Genomic DNA, 18693 nt, shown 5'->3' with positions numbered 1-18693 from the left:
CCCCGAAAAGCCGCGGACAGGCGCTCGTAGTGTATGCCACATACGCTCTAACCCCGAAATGCCGCAGACGGACGGCCATAGTGTATGCCACATACGCTCTAACCCCGAAAAGCCGCGGACAGGCGCTCACAGTGTATGCCACATACGCTCAGACCCCGAAAAGCCGCGGACAGGCGCTCACAGTGTATGCCACATACGCTCCAACCTCCGTAACACTCAGACTCCGAAAAGCCGGGGGCAAGCAGAGATTGCCGCCCGGCAATTGTCTCATTCACAGCTTACTTCATGATGATATAGTCATACATGGAAGTTACATCAAGCTTGCCCGGATCAGCCGTCGCGAATGCCGCTTCGCCGTCGCTCCGCTCCAGAAACTGCACGGTTACCGGCCTGCCGGGAAGCAAATCAAAGTAGTTGTCCGTGAAGATGCCTTCCTTCTCCGCGGACAGACATACGCCCTTAGCCAGCGATGCGCTCTGCAGCGTAATCCGGGAGCCATTGCTGCTCTCCTCCACAGTTGCTTTAATACGCGGATCTCTTAACGTCATTTCCTGAGCCGAAGCGAAGTCATGCATCTTAACGTCGATAGCTTCTCCCTCTACGAACAGCGTAGCCACCAATACGGCTGATTGCGCTCTCTCGCCTGCGAACTCCTTCGCGGACCAGGCTGCCAGCTTCTCTGCACTTCCCGCGGGCACGGCAACCTCCAGCTCATGCCTTCCCAACAGCTCGCCGTCGAAGCTGTAGACGGCCGCTTCCAGACGGCCGTGAAGCGGCTCCGCCGCATCGTTCAGCACATGCAGCCGCAGCTCCGCCTCATCCGTTCCGTCGATTGACACCATCCTGTCCTTGAAGGATTGTGCGGCAAAATAATGCGTCGCTTTCCAGCGGCCATAATAATCGATTCCCGCCCAGGAAGCAACCGGCCAGCAATCGTTCATTTGCCAATACAGCGTCCCCATGCAGTAACCTCTGCGGCGGCGGTGCGCTTCGAACGCCATCTTCATCGCTTCCGCCTGCAGCATCTGGCTCAAGTACAGGAAGGCGGGGAAGTCCTTCGGCTGCTTCATGTAGCGGTCCATATACTTCTTAATGAGCCTATTGCCCGCAGGATTGCGTTGATGCGCCATCATGACCTCCGACTCCAGCGCCATATCGTCCTCTTCCGCATATGTCCTAACCGTCTTGTATTCCGGGAAAGACTGGAAGCCGTATTCGCTCATGAAGCGGCCGACCTTCACATTGTAATTCTCGAACGGCTCCTCTCCATGCCATACGCCCCAATAATGAATATCTCCGCTGGCGGATTGGTCGGTAGCGTGCTGGGAGGCGTCTCCCGTAAGCGCCTGCATCGGCGAAGACGGCCAATAGTCGATGCCATGTGAATGACTGGAGACCGCATCCGGCAACAAGCGATGGAATATCTCCTCGTAATCCCGCCACAGCTGCTCCCTCTGCTCGGCCGTATACTGCTTCTTCCAGCCCCATCCTGCTGTCTCGTTGTATTGCGCCCAAGCCGTATCGATCTCATTGTTGCCGCACCACAGCACGACGCTGGCATAGTTGCGCAGCCGTCTGACGTTGTATGCCGCTTCCTCACGGATGCTGTCGAAGAAATCATCTCCGCCCGGGTACATGCTGCAGGCGAACATGAAATCCTGCCATACCATTATGCCGTACTGATCGCATAGCTCATAGAAATCCTCAGCTTCATAGATGCCGCCGCCCCACACGCGCAGCATGTTCATATTGGCTCTTGCAGCACTTTCAATTTCATGGCGGTACCGCTCACGGGTTACCTCTGTAACGAAGCTGTCGTTCGGGATATGATTGGCCCCCTTCGCGAATACGGGAATGCCGTTCAGTTCCATATAGAACGTTGTCCCATGCGCGTCCTTCTCCCTTATCAGCTTCGCCGAACGCAACCCGACAGTCGCCGCAAGCGAGGTCGCCTTCACACCTTCCGCTTCGAATGACGCCTCGAACCGGTACAGATGAGGATCGCCAAGTCCTCTGCACCACCATAATCTCGGCTCGGCAATGACGGCTTGCAGCTCCAGAACATTCAAGCCGGCAGCGAGCTCCACGTCTCTCTCCCAGCAGAGACCGTCCGTGGCAAGCCTCAGCTTACCCTTGAAGGAAGCCTCTGATTCAATCTCCACGACCCCGCATAACCTCGCTTCGGCCGCGTTCACTGCATCCTGACGGATATAGAGATCGTTAATCCGGTAATGATCCCACGCTTCCAGTCTCACTTCCCGCCATATGCCGCTGGTGACGAAGCGCGGCCCCCAATCCCAGCCGTAATGATAAGGCGCTTTCCGGGCAAATACGCTTACCCGCTTGTCGCCAAGCCCCCCTACTTCCGATTGGTCGTTGCCGGCCGGAAGCGAATAACCAAGCTGCTCCAGCTTGGGCAGATCCTCGGCGATTGGCGAACGAAACTTCACAACCAGCGTATTGGCGCCCTTCTTCAGATGCGGCTTCACGTCCACCCGCCAGCCGCGGAACATATTATCGGCGAACAAGATAGGCCGATCGTTCAAATATACGTCCGCATACGTGTCCAATCCGTCGAACACAAGCTCGGCTCTTGAAGCTTCCCATATCTCTTCATCCGTTTCGAATACGGTGGCATATTCCCAATCCCGTTTGTCTACCCATTGCATCTCCCGTTCATTGGTGCCATAGAACGGATCAGCAATGCTCCCGTTCCGCAGCAAGTCCATATGTACGCAGCCCGGAACCTGTGCCGGCAGCCAGTCTTCCCCGTCCCCGGATCTGAATTGCCATCCCTCATGCAGCGCTTTCACAATCATCTTCTCCATCCTCCCACTTCTCAATTAAAGCTTGTGCTTCATCCCTTTCTCGCCTTATTGTATCATGTTCCGTACTTTTTTGTTATTTAAATTTGTTAGTTTTGTTATTGTTTTGTTAGGTATTGGTTAATAAAAAAATGATCACATTTGCAAATGTACATCACTTGATCGGGGCTTTATTATCCGTCGTGAATGGACTTAAGTAAAACAAAAAAAGCTGCCTCGATAGCAGCATAGCTACTTCCGGGACAGCTAACGGCATGCGGCTTCACTTCGCCGCAGATCTGCCGTATGAACGTGCATACTCTTTCATTTTATTGTAGGCGCTGCGGTCCAGCGTCTTAAGCGGATGAAATTGCGGATGATTGGAGTTGACCTCCAGCACCCAGATGCGACCGCTGTTGTCAATTGCAAAATCGATGCCCATCTCATACATGCCGCTCCGCTTCCTGCTCAGCAATTTGGCCATCTGCAGCGCGATAGACGAAAGCCTTGCCGTACGCTGCGCACCTTCTTCTTCCGGCAGGCCAAGCTGTCGGTGAAGCTTGCCGATCGTATAGATTGCGCCTCCCTGGAAGTAGTTCGTTACAATTTTCCCGACAGCGCCTACCTTCACCATATGGCCGGTGACCGTCCACGACTTGCCAGGCTTGCGCTGCACCATAACCCGTATGTCGTAGGGACGGTTGTTCACCTTGGCCAGCTTGATTCCCTGCTGGATAATCATCGGTCCCGACTTCATCGCGGCGATGCGGCTGTACGCGCCTCCAGCAGAGCTATACGTGCGGCTCTGTTGCCGCTTGCCCGCTATTTCCTTCAGCGTATATCCCGAATCATGCCGCTTCAGCTTGAATATCCCCATGCCAAGCGATCCTACATCCGGCTTCACATATAGAGTGGAGTGACTTGCAGCCATCGATTCCAGATTGACTCTATTGAAAGAGACGGTCTTCGGAACGTACTGCCTGAGCGTGCCGTCAGCCTGCAAGTAGCGGCATACTTTAAGCTTGCCTCTAATCGTACGGCTGGCATAGTTTTTCTTGGACACTAGGATTCACCTCAACATACTGTATGTGAGGGAATCCTGTCCCACTTGTACGATTAACTATAGTTAAGAGCATATTTTGCGAGTTTTATAGATTGCAAGAGCTTCTTCTCGCCAGCTTAACGGTGCTATTGGCCCATCAAAATTTTCGCATAAGGCGATTCGATCGGCAGCATAATGACAGGCTCGTTGTTGAGCGTCACGATATAACTCTCCAGCGTGCGGTACAGATTGTAGAACTGGGAGTCCTTGCCGTAAGCGTCATTGTAAATTTTCGCGGCTTGCTGCTCGCCTTCCGCAATAATCTTCTTCGCGTCCGCTTCCGCCTGTGCCATCAATTCCTTCGCCGTACGGTCTGCCTTGGAAGTGATCTTGCGGGATTCCTCATCCCCCTCGGACAGATAACGGGCCGCCATCGACTGGCGATCGGAGATCATCCGGTTGTATACGCTCTGCTTGTTGCTGTCCGGCAGATCTGTACGTTTAATGCGCACATCCACAATTTCAATGCCATAATCGTCGCGTTGCAGAGCAACTTTGACATCATCCGTAATTTCATCGTTAATGTTGCCGCGAGCCGTATTCTCGCTAATAATGTTATCGTAGTTCACCTCGGACAGCTTGCGTCTTACCGAGTTATATACCGCTTCGTCGATCCGCGCCATGCCGCCGCTGACGTTATGAACGGTACGAATGAACTTCTCGGGTGATTTGATCCGCCAGATCGTATAGTTGTCTACAATAATAGGCTTCTTATCTTTGGTCAGAATCTGTGTCGGACTGTTCTCATACGCCATCTGATACTTCGGAAGCGTAGATATATTCTCAATGAACGGCACTTTGAAGTTCAAGCCCGGCTCCTTCACCGTCCGAACCGCTTCGCCGAAGCGAAGCACGACCTTGTATTCGCCTTCTTTCACGATAAACAGCGAGCCGGAGCCCACTATGATAAGCAGTACTACTGCCGCAATGGCTAGCCAATGTTTCGTCTTCATCGTGCGTCATCTCCTTGCTTTTCTTGCTGGGCGTTGACATCCGCCGGCGGCTGCTGCGGAGGAGCCTGCGGCGAAGTTGCGGCATCGCTGCCAGAGCGCTTGTTCAGCAGCTCGTTAAGCGGCAAGTAATTGACTGTATCGCTTCCGGAGTTCGTGATGAAGATTTGGGCGTTCGGCATAATCTTCTCCAGCGTCTCCAGGACGAGGCGGTCTTGCGTAACGCCCGGACTTTTCGCATATTCACTATAGATCGCATTGAACTTCGCCACGTCGCCCTCGGCGTTCAGAATACGGGACTTCTTCTCCGCCTCCGCTTGCTCGATAAGCGCCTGCGCCTCGCCTCTCGCCTTCGGAATGCGGTCATTCTCATACTTCTTCGCGTTGTTGATCTTCGTATTCTTCTCCTCGCGGGCATTCGTAACTGCCCGGAAAGCTTCTTCCACTTCGCCGCTAGGCGGCTCGATATCTTGGAACTTCAAGTCGATAATCAGTATGCCTGTCTCATACTTCTTCTGAAGATCGATCAGGCGCTTGCGCACCTCGTCCTGAATGGCCGTCTTGCCGTCCGTAATCGCATAGTCCAGCTTCTGGGAGCCGATGACGGAACGGATGGATGCACTGGCTGAATTGCGCAGGAATTGCTCCGGATTATGAATATTGTGCAGATAATTGCGGATATTCTCAATCTTCCAGGTGACGACCGCATCCGCCGAGACGATGTTCTCATCCCCGGTAATCATCATCGCTTCGTCTTCGACGGGCATCATCTGATTGCCGTTCTGACGGTAGCCGATCGTAATTTTCTGCGTCAGTTCCGCAGGAACGATTCTCACATCCTGGATCGGATAAGGCCATTTGAAGTGCAGTCCCGCGCTCGTCTCTTGCGTATACTTGCCGAATGTCAGTATCGCCGCGCGCTCCTGCTCCTGCACCGTATAGAACGATGAAGTACCGATATAAATAAGCAGAATAACGGCGGCTACTCCGATCACCAATTTTCTCACCGTTCCCGGCTTCAACTCCGGCGGCTTATTGTTCTGCTGCTCTCCGCCCGGTTGGTCTTGATTCATGAAGTTCAATCCCACTCTCTCCCCTCGTATATCGCCTTGCTCACAAATGACTAATACGAAGCAGTCATCGTTTGGTCACACTTTTTTCATCTTCATTTAAGCTTTGCCCCATGCTGCATTACTCCGACGTGATCACAACGTTAAAATCGTAGCCGAGCATCGTCAGTCCCACCGAAATGCCGCCCTTGGAATAATAGTCGATATCCTCGTCCGACTTCTCTTTATTGTATGAGTACCCTTGCTTCTTCAGCACCTCTATGTATTGCTCGATCGCAGCATCTGTCGCGTCCGTCGCATCGTACACATAATAGACCGACTTGCGGTCCGACATGCTCACCCGCTTGCCATGATCAATATTCGCCACATGGGCGAAGTTGGGCACAACGCCGTTATAGTCGTTGTAGAACTGCGGCGGCTCGGTGAATATTTCCACCCGGTGCAGCTCTTCGTTCCATGCGTAATCCAGTCCCGTAAGATCGCCGAACTTTGCGAGCGGCACATATGTGTTGCCCTCGTAATTCAATACGGGCCATTTATCTTCTGCATATTTGGAACCGTCTACATAAATGGGGTATGAAGCTTTCGTAAGTATATACTCATTCACTGCTGCAGCCATCGCAGTAGTAGCTGCGCATATTCCGATCCCTGCCAGAAGTCCCGCCGTAAACTTTTTCACATCCATCCCTCCGCCTGCATCATGATTATTTCCATCACATTATACCGTAAATCGACAACAGTGTATGCATCTTTTCGACCTGTCGAGCATATTGCCCCCATATAAACGAATGCGGCCCGGGAACAAGTTCCCGGGCCGCAATACTTGCCTGTTATGCGCTCAATCGACTGAGCTCTCTCTCCTTCTGCAGCTTCCATAACCGATAGTAAGCACCCTTCCGCTGCAGCAGCTCGCTATGGGTGCCCCGCTCTGCGACGGCACCGTTGTCCAGCACGATGATCTCGTCCATCTTCTCCATTCCCGTCAGCTGATGAGTGATCCAGAGCACCGCCTTATGCTTGAGCCGCTCCTGCACGCCTTCCCGGAACGCCCGCTCCGTCAACGAATCGAGTCCTGTAGCCGGCTCGTCGAACAGCAGCGCCGGAGCGTCCATCAGCAGAGCGCGTGCGAGCGCAATCCGCTGTCGCTCGCCTCCTGACAGCTTCTCTCCCCACTCGCCGATCATCGTATCGTAGCCGTTCGGAAGCGCCATGATCATATCGTGTATGTTGGCCGTCCGTGCGGCAGCGTGAAGCTCCTCTATCGTCGCCTCCCGCTTGCCGAGCTTCAGATTGTCGGCTACCGACATGTTGAACAACTGCACATGCTGCGACACGACGGCGAATTGCGCGCGAAGCGACTGCTCCGTCCACTCTCCGATCGGCCGGCCGTCGATAACCATAGTCCCTTCATCCAGCGGACGCAGCTTCAAGAGCAACTGAAGCAGCGTGCTCTTGCCCGAGCCGCTCTCCCCGACGATGGCGACTTGACGGCCTTGCGCCAATGTCAGACTGACATCCCGCAGTGCGTAGGGGGCACTCTCGCTATAACGGTAAGACAGATTCGCGGCATGCAATCGCCATGGCATGCGTCCGATGCGTTCGGTACGCTCACGCTCTCTGTCGCACTGCTCGGCGTTCTCCGCCGTACCTTCGCTTGCGCGGTCCGATTCCGCTGCGCCCTCCCACTCCTCCGCCATACGGAACAGCCGCTCTCCCGCCGACACCGTCTGGCCGTAATGCTGGAACGATTGCGGCAACGGCATAATCGCCTCGAAGCAAGCCAGCGACATCATCACGAGCGCGGGCAGCGCATATCCTGGGATAGCTCCGGAGGCGACAAGCGGTATAGCGAGCATCAGCACCAGCCACATCGTGAAGTGCGATGCTCCTACCATCAATCCGCTCGTAATCGCGGCGATACGGTTATGCTTCTGCTGCTGCTGGCCAAGACGCTGCTGTATCCGCTCTACGCCGGTCAGCGCCTCTTCCTTCCTGCCGTACAGAGACAACGCCGGCATGCCCGACATCATATCCGACAGCTCGGTATACATCTCGGCCCGAGACTGAACGAGCCCTCTTCCGTTCTCGCGGCCAATGCGATGGCTAAGCCACGGGACAAGCGCTCCCGCGAGCAGCAGCATGCCGGCGAGCACAGCGCCAAGCAGCATATGATGGCTGCCCAGCACGATGAAGCCCAGCGTTACCGTTAGCACGGCTACAACCGGCGGAGCGATGACGCGAAGATAGAGATTCTGCAACTGATCCACATCGCTGATGATGGAGCCGAGCAGATCCCCGCTTCTTCTCTGCTCCAGCAGTACCGCACCACGCGGCTCCAGCCGTTCGTACAGCCATACCCGTATCCGGTGCAGTACCCGGAAGGTCAGATCATGGGAGACAAGCCGCTCCAGATAGCGCAGCACTCCCCGGGACAGCCCGAAGAACCGGACGCCCACAATGGGGATGTATAGCAGCAGAATCGTCTCAGGCTGCAGCGCCGCCTTCGCGATCAAATAACCCGACGTGCCCATTAATCCGACATTGGCGCCGATGACGGCGAAGCCCAGTACAATCGCCAGCAACGTGCGCCACTTGTACGGCCAGAGAAATTGCAGCAGGCGCAGCAGCGTGCTAGCTGCCGTTGAAGAAGCCCGCTTCCCACCGTCGTTCGCGCTAGCTCCGCTTGTCGCTTGCGCCGCCACCTCCGTTCTGTCGCCTTGCCGGGAAGTCGGCAGCTCAGCGCGATTGTGCGCTCCCGCCGATAATTGCTCTGCGCTCTGCATGCGTTCGCCATCGTAACGGGCGTCCCAGTCGCCGCGCTGTACAGCTTCATCGGCAAGCTGCTCTCCTTCCCGCCGATAAGCCGCCAGCATGCGGGCATACACGCCGCCCGACTGCCGAAGCTCCCGAGGCGAACCCGCTTCCTCCAGCTTGCCGTCCGCCAGCACGATGATCCGATCCGCATCGCGCACTGTCTCCAGACGATGCGCCACCGTTATGGACATGCGCCCTTTCATCACTTGCTCCATGCTGCTCTTCAATGCCTCTTCGCTGGCGATATCGAGCCCCGACGTCGGTTCATCCATCAGCATCAGCCGGCTGTCGCGCAGCAGCGCTCTGGCCATTGCGATGCGCTGCGCTTGGCCGCCTGACAGCTGAACGGCTTCCTCCAGCACAGTATGGTAGCCGTCGGGCAACTGTTGTATGAAGTCATCCGCGCAAGCTGCCCTTGCAGCAGCTGTAATCTCTTCCTCTCCCGCATCAGGATGGCCAAGCGCTATATTGTCCATGACCGTCCCGCGGAACAGATGCACCTTCTGCGGCACAACCGCCAATTCTCCGCGCCACCACTGCAGTGACAAGGACGACAGCTCCACTCCATTAATAAGGATGCGTCCTTCGGAAGGCTTAATGAAGCCTTGCAGCAGATCCAGTATCGTGCTCTTGCCGGAGCCTGTCGCACCGACCAGAGCGATCCGCTCGCCAGGCTCCATCGTCACGGACAAGTTCGAGAGCGCAGGGCGGTCCATGCCGGGATACGTCACCGTCACATTTTGGAATTGAATGCGATAACCTCTCCCGCCATCGTCCAGCCGCAATCCGTCTTCCTTCTCCACAAGCCCCTGCGGCTCTGTATCCAGAATAGCAAATATCCGTTTCGCCGCCGCCATCCCGTTGCGTCCCGCATGGAATTGCGTGCCCAGCGCCCTGACCGGTGCGTAGAACTCCGGCGTCAGCAGCAGCACGAGGAAGGCATGCTGGAAGCCGATATCTCCGTCCACCAGACGAACGCCGAGGAAGACGGCGACCATCGCGGTGCTTAGCGTAGCGAACAGCTCCATGACGAATGCGGACAGGAACGCCAGTCGAAGCGTCCCCATTGTTGAACGGCGATGCTCCTCGCTAATACGGGAAATAATGTCGATCTGCTCTCTGCTTCGATTGAATATTTTCAACGTCGGCAGTCCGCGCAGCACTTCATAGAAGTGCCCGCCCAGCCTTCCCAGCAGCTTGAATTGCCGATCCGTCTTCGCTTGCGCGGCAATGCCGATCAAGATCATAAAGACGATCAACAGTGGCAATGTGATGGCATAGACGATCGCCGTTATCGTATCCAGCCCCGCTGCGACGCAGAAGACGGCTGCTGGTATAAGCATGGACATCGCCACCTGAGGCACATACTTGGCCAGATACGTCTCCAGTTGCTCGACGCCTTCGTACACCGTGCTGATCAACTCGCCGCTTCGTTCACTCTTGCCATATTGCGGTCCCAACTCCGTCAGCTTGCGAGCAAGCCGGAGACGCAGCTCGCTCTTGATGCCGCCGGCCATGCGGTCCGCCATATATTCCGCTATGCCGTGAACTACAGCTCTGACCGCGATAAGCGCCAGCAGCATATATAGGGCGGGCATGACCGCGTGCAGTCCGAAGCCGTTCAGGAACGCGTCATTCACGGTCTCCGACAAGTAGACTGCTTCCGCTATCATAATCGCACCGCCGATAACCCCGAACAGAATGCTGGCTGCGAACAGCTTGCGTGTGCCTTTCGACTGGCGAATCAGCTTCTTCATCATGGGGCATCCCCCTTAGTAATCCAAATGGTCGCTTGCCGTCACCCGCTTGCGGAACACCCAGTATGTCCAGGCCTGATAAGCGAGTACGAACGGCAATGTCGTCAACGCCACAATCGTCATCACCTTCAATGTGTAGGCATTGGAGGAAGCGTTGTAAATCGTCAGATTCCATGCTTCATTCAGCGAGGAGATCATCACGTTCGGGTACATCGACATGAATACGGTAATCGTAGACAGCGTAATCGTCGCCCCAGTCATAATGAACGCCCAGCCGTCGCGCCCTGCCTTAATAAAGAAGTGAACGGACAGCAAAGCCATTCCCGCCAATACCGGCACCATGCCCGGGCTGATTCCTTTCGCCGTGAACAGGTCCGTCTCGAAGTAGCTGAATACGACGAACAGCAGCAGCGTTGCGCTCGTCCACTTGCCGATGCGAAGCGCCACCTTGCGCGCGCGTTCACGCAGCTCGCCTTCCGTCTTCAGGGAGAGGAACAAGGCGCCGTGCAGCAGGAACAGCAGCACGATGCTGACGCCGGCAAGGATGGAATAGAGGGATATCAGGTCCCAGAAGCTTCCGACATAGTTTTTATTCGCATCGATCGGTACGCCCTTCATCAGATTCGCCAGCGCCACGCCCCATAGCAGCGGAGGCAGCAGACTGCCGACGCAGATGATTTTGTCCCAGATTGCCCGCCATCTCTTGTTCTCCAGCTTGCTTCGGAACTCGAAGGCGACGCCCCGTCCGATCAACGCCAGCAGCATGAGGAACAATGCCATATAGAAGCCGCTGAACAAGGTCGCATACCACTCCGGGAATGCCGCGAACATCGCCCCTCCTGCCGTAATCAGCCACACCTCATTGCCGTCCCAGAACGGGCCGATCGTATTGATCAGCACTCTGCGCTCCGTATCCGTCTTGCCCAGGAACGGGGTAAGCATGCCTACGCCGAAGTCGAAGCCTTCCAAGAAGAAGAAGCCAACGAACAATACTGTAATTAAAATGAACCATAACGTCTCCAGCTCAAACATCGATTATTCCTCCCTCCTTATAACATGCACTCAATGTGCGGCCTCCGCCGTCGGCTCCGTGCTTCCATCCTTGCGCACCGTATGCACGACCAAATAAATAAACACCGCCGCCAATATGCCGTACACAACTGTAAACCCGATCAGGGAAGTCGCGACCATCCCAGGTGTCACAAGCGGCGATACGCCGTCCTCCGTCTTCTGCAGACCGAACACGATCCACGGCTGGCGGCCGACCTCCGTCATAATCCAGCCCGATGTATTGGCAATGAAGGGAAGCGCGATTGCAGGCGTCATCCACTTCAAATAACGGCGGTAATTGTCCAGCTTGTTGCGCAGCACGGCAACTGTGCCGATGAAGCTGAGCAGAATCATAAGCATGCCGGCACCAACCATAATGCGGAAGCTCCAGAACGTCGTGCGGACAGGAGGAATGTAGTCGCCAGGGCCGTACTTCTCCTCATAGTCCTTCTGCAAGTCCAGCATGCCCGGCACCTTGCCCTCCAGCTTGTTGTAGGCCAGAATGCTTAGCGCATAAGGAATGTCAATCTGGAAGCCGTTCTCTTGCTTCTCCGGATCAATCGTGGCAACGAGCGTCCATGGCGCGCTGTCGCCGCTTGTCTCCCATAACGCCTCGGAAGCGGCCATCTTCATTGGCTGCGAGCTCATCAGATGCTGTGCCTGATCATGGCCTGCGAACGCCGTCAGCAAGCTAGATGCCAGCGCTACGACAATGCCAATCGCGAAAGACGTCTTGAACATCTCGGTACGGCGCTTGCGCAGAATCTGATACGCACTTATGCCCGTCACGAACAGCGCGCCGGTGGATAAAGCACCGAATATAACGTGCGGGAACTCCACCCATAGCTGCGGGTTGCCGAGCAGGGCGAAGAAGTCGGTCATCTCCGCTCTTCCGTTCACAATCTCATAGCCGACAGGCTCCTGCATGAAGGAATTCGCGCTAAGTATCCATAATGCGGACAGCGTCGCTGCGATCGCAACGAGCCATATGCAGGCCAGATGCACCTTCTTCGGCAGGCGATCCCAACCGAATATCCATATGCCGAGAAACGTCGACTCCAGGAAGAACGATACGAGCGCTTCTACCGCAAGCGGGCCGCCGAATACGGCACCTACGAACCGCGAGTAATCGGCCCAGTTCATGCCGAACTGGAACTCCTGCATAATGCCCGTCACGACGCCGACCGCGAAGTTGAGCAGGAAAATCTTCCCCCAGAATTGGGCCATCGCCTTATATTTATCGTCCTTCTTCACCACATACATGGTCTGCATTACCGCAATCAAATAAGCCAAACCAATGGACAACGGCACGAACAGGAAGTGATATACTGTCGTTATTCCGAACTGCCATCTGGCTAAATCCACTGCTTCCACACTACCCACTCCTTTCACATCTCATCTGCTTTCCCAATATTAAGGGTTAGGAGCGTCAGTGTCTGTGATTTTTTTCACTATATAGAGCGGATTGTGAGGAATGGCATATGACAAGAAATGTGGCGAGTTGTACTACTAAAATGAAGAAGCCGATCGGACAGTTATGCCCGATCGGCCGTCTTTACCACAATAGAATTTCTAAGTTTCCGACTTAGCGGGAATTAGAATTCTATTTGGCGATAAAGCCTACCTCATCCTTCCGAAGCGAGTTTGCTTTGCAAACTTTAGTTCGCTCATCTTCGAAAGGCCTCGATAGAGGTTTTCTCATTAAGAAGCTTATTGGTTACTACTTAGACCCATTCATGACTTGTACTAAAGCCCCGAATAAGTAATGTACATTTTTAAATCTGACAGTTCAATCGCATCATTTGTCAGGCGACAAGGCAAGATGGGATTGACGGGGCATGTAGCCCTTGAACGATAGCTTCTACTTTTAGGCGGCTTGGCGGGGCTATGTGACCAAAATGAGCGAAAGCCCACAATTCCCACTTCTTTTCCGAGTCTATGTGATCATTTTGAGCGATAAGCCCTTATTCGCTTTAGCACCTAAGTAGTAACGTTTATTTTCAACTATTGGTCATTGTTCGACTTCCGCATATTGCGGGTTTTGCTCCAGCAAATCTCTAAGTTGATCCATGGCATCATCTATTGCTTGCATGTTTTTTTCTTCTTCTGACTTAAATTTAACCAGTTCTTCTTCCGTACTTGTTTCCAAACCTGCTGCCAACAATAGTTTCCTTTTCATTATCTGTTGCTGCTTCGTTTTCTCATCATACCACTTGGACACATGCTTATTCATTTCTTCCAGATATGCTTCCCGAGCTACCTTCTCTTCATCAACAATGGTGGTTAATCCAATGACGCTATCCTGAAAATCCACATGTTTACCGGCTATCTCCGCCATCTTTCGAAGCGGCAAATATGCCGAACCGTCATAAGCAAGCGGCGCTTTCTCCAGCACGACATCTTGTCCGTCAAGCTTTACTGTATAGTCCGCTTTCACCGTTGCAGGCACTCTATCGAATACCAAGCTTGCAACTACAGTACCTCCCGTAGCCAATAAAGCTCCTGCGACAAAACCCAAAATTACTTTCTTCACATGGTTCACCTCAATTGAAATTGTTGAAATGTTGTATTCATCCGGGGAAATAATTCTTCCTTTAAATCCCCCAGTCGCTCTCAACAAGCCTTATTTTAAACTCCTCTACCGCATATCGGTAGTTCGAGACCTAAGATTGATAGAGATGAGTAATTTCATATTGATCGTCTACGATTAATCATTTTGTTGTACGCTGTGTATCGGCTACACCATCACCCAGGATGACACATACTATATCGGAGGGAGAACCTAATTCGTTCGTGGAAAATCGATCTGTGGAGGCAGTCATGAAAAAAACAAAAACACAAACAAAAACAACCCACGGGCTAAATGCAGACCGCATTGCCCTGGTTGCTGCAATCATTGTAGCTGCAGGCTCTGCCGTAGCATTCAACGCATTGCTGAAGGAAAGAACCGAAAAAGAAGAAATCCCTCCGGTAGTAGGGGTGCTGTAGACAAAATAGCAACCGGTTTATATGATTTAAAAGAGGCTTCATCATTGAATCCATGCAGAAAGAAGCTCCCGCATCGATTAAGATACTCAATCCCCAAGAGCAAATACGTTAGCAAGCATTTATAAGCCCCGACGATAATTACGCGCCGGGGCTTATAAAAAGAATAGAGCCCTCGATAAACAAGGACTTTTCGTTGTATGCGTTAGAGAGGACTCGAACCCACACGTACGCCCACTCCCCCCTCAAGATAAGGATCGATTTTCTGTACATGTTCCAAAGCATCCGCATACCTTTCGTGTCGTGTCATCCAACACTTCGTTCCAGCTCCGCATCCACGATTCCTTCAATGTTAAAATTGGTCGGACTTACAACATCTTTAATAAACGCCTTGTTTGGGGATACCGTAGTTATCTCAATAAATCAAAACTGCATTATCAAGAACAGATATGTTTTGCACTTGATTCCCTAAAATATATACTTTTTGTAATTTCTTCAGATTCACCAGAGGCTCTACATTTGAAATAGCGTTATTTTCTAAATGAAGCACCTCAATTTGTTGCCAATTTTTCATAAAATCCAACGATTGGAGCGAATTGTCTTGCATCGTAAATGAACGCAAGCCCGTCAAATTAGCAAAGTGAGGCATCACGTTATCCATTTCTTTTACATTCTCATTACCGATTTGAAAATAGGCGTGATTCAAAGTTAAATGTTCCAGTGTGTTATTTGAAAGCAGATCCTGATCATTAAATTCGAGTTCACATTTATAACAATTTATCGTTGTTACATGCTGCAAATTGAAAACTGCACTCGTTTCCTCGTAAATAGCCGTCTCATTTAGATTTAATGTTTGCAAACTAGGTAAACTATTTAACGAATGGATACCTTTAAAGGTTCCTTTCATCACTGAAAGTTGTTCTAACTGCGGGTACTTCACTAAATCTGCTCCATTCAAATCTTTGCTTAGTTTATTAATAGTTAAAGATTTTAAAGCAGGCGCCTCTAACTTTGTTAGAAAAGAAGTTGATAATTCAGCTTTCTTTAAATTCGACAACGCGAATGTCGATTCAGATCCATAATAACCAGTTATTGATAAATCGGTCAGTGAAGTTAAGCTATTCACAACATCAACAGATTCTAATTGACTTAGAGATGATACACGCAGCTTCGTCAAAGATTGCTTATTTCTAAGGCGTTCTAAATTCGTAATGGGGGCATTCTGAATATCGAGCGATTGCAAGATAGGCATGTTTTGAATAAAATCAAGCGTTTTTAAATTTTTTACAAACGAAAGCTTCAACTCTTGCAATTGACTTAGTGAATAAAGTGAACTGAAATCTGTTGCTTCGCTATCATTTACCGTCAAAGACTCTAAACCGGTTAATGAAGACAACCACTTTATATCATTGATATACGATATTCCTAATGATTTTAACGGCAGCTGATTCAGGAGATGGAAGTCTGTAACGGATTCATCGACATATGTAATTTCAAGCGATTGTAAATTCGGAAACTCTAACAATAAAGCCATTTCCGCATTGCTTCGAATTTGGGTTGTGAGTTCTACTATTTTAGCTTTATCGCCAAAATAATGTGCAAACGAGCTAAATGATTCGTTAAAAGCGCCCGTATAACCTTTTAACCCTTTCAAGTGTCGAAAACTCACTTTCTGACTTTGTGAGACTTCGTATTCGTTCATAAAATTTAACCCCGTTAGTCCGCTAAATGCCTCAAAGTCTTTTTGTTCGATTCTTTGTGTATTCAGTATCTTATCCGTAATGACATAATCGGAAATGTTAGCTTGCTCATTCGTAAACGGATCGTCAAAGCTGTATGCAAAGTGCCACTGATCTTCATATTTGCGAGTAGACAAATAACGGATACTTGCGATTTCTTCTTCTGTAGGCATAGCAGCACCTTTGTTGAGAATATCTTTCAAAAAAAACAGGAGGACTTCGCTCTCAGGCATGGATCGAATCGATAACTTTACATCGCTGCTATTTTCCGATTGATTGCTGGTCCAAAGGAAATAACCGGCTATTGAACAAATCAATACGAGCGCCACAATGAATACCGTCATTACATTCGTCTTTGGTTGTACAGTCGTATTAGCGGGAGCTGTCCCGTAGTAGTTATTGATCGATTGGTTAACAAAATAGACGTTGTTCTCCTTCAACAATAATTCCGTTTCACAGTAAGGACATTTGAATGTTTTTCCTTTTTTATTTTCAATTTTCCCATTACAATTTGGACAATTTAATTTGATAAATTCCACCGGCCGCCCCTCCGAGTATTCTTAACTTTGAAATAAATTCTATCATTTCTTTTGTATAACGAAAAAACAATATAATATGTTTCCAATCTATCCGATTTATTCTCAATTAAGCTTATTAGCCAATAACTCAAATGTCAACTTTCTCTTGCCTCTCGATCCCAACCCGTTCAGCACGGCGATAAAGGTGCGGCCTGTACCCCGTTTTGCCCAGAACATCAGGAAAGATACTCTTGTCGCCACGGTGCATCATTCCAAGCAATTGGCCACTTCCGCCATAATACGTAGCGTTACAGCGGATACAGTTACCGCCGTACTGTTTCACCATGTCAGCAAGGATCAGGCTAGTTGAAAATGTGAACAATGTGAGCTATACGATCAATTTCTCGCATTCGATTTTGATTTGACTAAAGAAAAAAAGCCCTTGCTTCGCAAGGACTTTTCGATGTATGCGGTAGAGAGGACTCGAACTTCCACGGGCATACGCCCACTACCCCCTCAAGATAGCGTGTCTGCCATTCCACCACTACCGCTTAGAGCCACAAGGCTTTTCATACGATTGAACACTTTCTATTCAGAACTACTACCCATATTATATAGTGTCCTAGCTCTGAAGTAGAATGTGCAGGATAATTTCACGCCTGTTGATTTACAAGAAAATGCGGTTTATTAAATAGCAAACAAGCGTCGATAATCCTTAAGTACGGCTAACTTTACAAGCCAGATGCTTGGTAGTTTGTCGAGCAACAGAAGACGAGAGAATTGTACGAACGTAAGTGCAGCATGCTTAGGAACAATAGAACATCCAGTATCGAATAGGAACCTAACAAGGACATAAACAATTAATGCGGCGTAGAGTTGGCCGTACACTGCATTTTCAGACGTACCGAATATAGACGGAACGTTCAAGTGTTGTTTGATCCAACGAAAAAACAGTTCTATTTGCCAACGCGCTTTGTATATGTCGGCGACTTGCTCGGCCGAAATCGTCCTCATATCTGTGACGACCCGAATGTCATGTCCATGTCCATCATCAAATATAACGACGCGGTGACGCTTCTCCGAACGACACTGCTTTTTCCCGAGTTGACAAGTGATATCACGGACAACTGTAGAATGTTCAATCTTCTGTCGACGTAACGCATGCGGGTTTACAAGGTGGACGTTATCTTTTAAGCGAATGACGAAGGATTGGCCTTCGGCAAGATAACGATCGAAGCGCTCGATCTTTCCGTATGCTCGGTCTTGAACAAGAATAAATGCGTCGTTCGCAAGTTGTTCGCCCACCGGTCCATCATGCCGCAAACCTTCCGTCTCCACTACGTTTAAGGGTTGACCGCTGGAGGGGTGAAAGGCCACGTGTAGCTTGATGCCAGCTCGTTCACCATGGAAAGGAGCCCAGGGCAAACGGGTTTTCCCCACAGTGATAGTAGTCGAATCAATGAGCAGCAACTCCTTGGGCAGTTTCAATTGTCGCCGCGTTTGCCGACTACATTTCTGCAACACGAGTTGAAACAACTTTTTGAACAATTCGAAAGGTACCGCCTTGGCTTTCTTCGAGAACTTTGAATAATCAGCTTGGCGTGGGATAATTTATAAGATAGTGGTCTAGTACAGTCCCTTCATCTGCATCCTATTCCATGCAACGATTGAATCGCTTACTAAAGTTGCCTTCAATTGAACATAGCCCGATGTCACGTTATTGTTTTTAACAATACAGCCTGTTCCGATTTGGCTTGTAAATACCGCTAATGTTGTTGGACTAACTTGGTCATCAGCAAACAGTTCCCATGTTACTGTCTCTCCAGTGATGATGTTCGATCCCTCCATGACTTCAATGTAATATTCCTTCGTCAAGTTTTTCTTTATCTCGTATGGCGTACTTA

The 18693-nt window shown here is 51.0% G+C and carries 12 protein-coding genes and 1 tRNA gene; 1 reads left to right on the top strand and 12 read right to left on the bottom strand.

The window, feature by feature from the left end; all coding sequences use genetic code 11:
* Nucleotides 1-278: 278 nt before the first annotated feature.
* The 9 genes from M6D81_RS10920 to M6D81_RS10880 form a co-directional block, all read right to left on the bottom strand.
* Entirely contained in the window at nucleotides 279-2819 is a 2541-nt protein-coding gene (locus M6D81_RS10920) for a beta-mannosidase (protein ID WP_262676914.1), read from the bottom strand.
* A 268-nt stretch (nucleotides 2820-3087) separates the two neighbouring features.
* A complete protein-coding gene (locus M6D81_RS10915; RefSeq protein ID WP_262676913.1) occupies nucleotides 3088-3867 on the bottom strand; it encodes a YheC/YheD family protein in 780 nt (259 codons plus the stop codon).
* A gap of 125 nt (nucleotides 3868-3992) precedes the next feature.
* Complete coding sequence (gene hflC, locus M6D81_RS10910; RefSeq protein ID WP_262676912.1) at nucleotides 3993-4859, bottom strand: protease modulator HflC; 867 nt, start codon at nucleotides 4857-4859, stop codon at nucleotides 3993-3995.
* Nucleotides 4856-5929, bottom strand: a complete 1074-nt coding sequence (gene hflK, locus M6D81_RS10905) for an FtsH protease activity modulator HflK (protein ID WP_262676911.1) — start codon at nucleotides 5927-5929, stop codon at nucleotides 4856-4858. Before hflK ends, hflC begins: the two co-directional genes overlap by 4 nt.
* Nucleotides 5930-6047: 118 nt before the next feature.
* Entirely contained in the window at nucleotides 6048-6605 is a 558-nt protein-coding gene (locus M6D81_RS10900) for a hypothetical protein (protein WP_262676910.1), read from the bottom strand.
* Nucleotides 6606-6756: 151 nt separating this feature from the next.
* Nucleotides 6757-10500, bottom strand: a complete 3744-nt coding sequence (gene cydD, locus M6D81_RS10895) for a thiol reductant ABC exporter subunit CydD (RefSeq protein ID WP_262676909.1) — start codon at nucleotides 10498-10500, stop codon at nucleotides 6757-6759.
* Nucleotides 10501-10512: 12 nt separating this feature from the next.
* Nucleotides 10513-11529: a cytochrome d ubiquinol oxidase subunit II gene (cydB, locus tag M6D81_RS10890; RefSeq protein ID WP_262676908.1), complete on the bottom strand. Its 1017-nt coding sequence runs from the start codon at nucleotides 11527-11529 to the stop codon at nucleotides 10513-10515.
* A 30-nt stretch (nucleotides 11530-11559) separates the two neighbouring features.
* Nucleotides 11560-12921 (bottom strand): cytochrome ubiquinol oxidase subunit I, encoded by a 1362-nt coding sequence (locus tag M6D81_RS10885; RefSeq protein ID WP_317259112.1) that lies wholly within the window; start codon nucleotides 12919-12921, stop codon nucleotides 11560-11562.
* 637 nt (nucleotides 12922-13558) lie between these two features.
* Entirely contained in the window at nucleotides 13559-14167 is a 609-nt protein-coding gene (locus M6D81_RS10880; RefSeq protein ID WP_262676907.1) for a hypothetical protein, read from the bottom strand.
* Between the two features lie 200 nt (nucleotides 14168-14367).
* On the opposite strand from M6D81_RS10880, the gene M6D81_RS10875 reads away from it, so the two are divergent.
* Complete coding sequence (locus M6D81_RS10875; RefSeq protein ID WP_262676906.1) at nucleotides 14368-14535, top strand: hypothetical protein; 168 nt, start codon at nucleotides 14368-14370, stop codon at nucleotides 14533-14535.
* A 412-nt stretch (nucleotides 14536-14947) separates the two neighbouring features.
* Here the strand turns inward: M6D81_RS10875 and M6D81_RS10870 are convergent, their stop codons facing one another.
* From M6D81_RS10870 to M6D81_RS10860, 3 genes are all read right to left on the bottom strand, one after another.
* The gene (locus M6D81_RS10870) at nucleotides 14948-16810 is read right to left on the bottom strand and encodes a leucine-rich repeat domain-containing protein (protein ID WP_262676905.1); all 1863 of its coding nucleotides are present in this window, start codon (nucleotides 16808-16810) and stop codon (nucleotides 14948-14950) included.
* 447 nt (nucleotides 16811-17257) lie between these two features.
* A tRNA-Leu gene (locus M6D81_RS10865) sits at nucleotides 17258-17340 on the bottom strand.
* Nucleotides 17341-17476: 136 nt separating this feature from the next.
* Nucleotides 17477-18397 carry an IS4 family transposase gene (locus M6D81_RS10860; protein WP_410795723.1) on the bottom strand — a complete coding sequence of 307 codons (921 nt, stop codon included), beginning with the start codon at nucleotides 18395-18397 and terminating at the stop codon, nucleotides 17477-17479.
* Between the last annotated feature and the right edge of the window lie 296 nt (nucleotides 18398-18693).

Origin of the sequence: Paenibacillus sp. J5C2022 (assembly GCF_025567625.1) — a bacterium.
GTDB lineage: Bacteria > Bacillota > Bacilli > Paenibacillales > Paenibacillaceae > Pristimantibacillus.
Note: the sequence above shows the minus strand (reverse complement) of the source record. Positions and strands in the feature narration are given on the sequence as shown.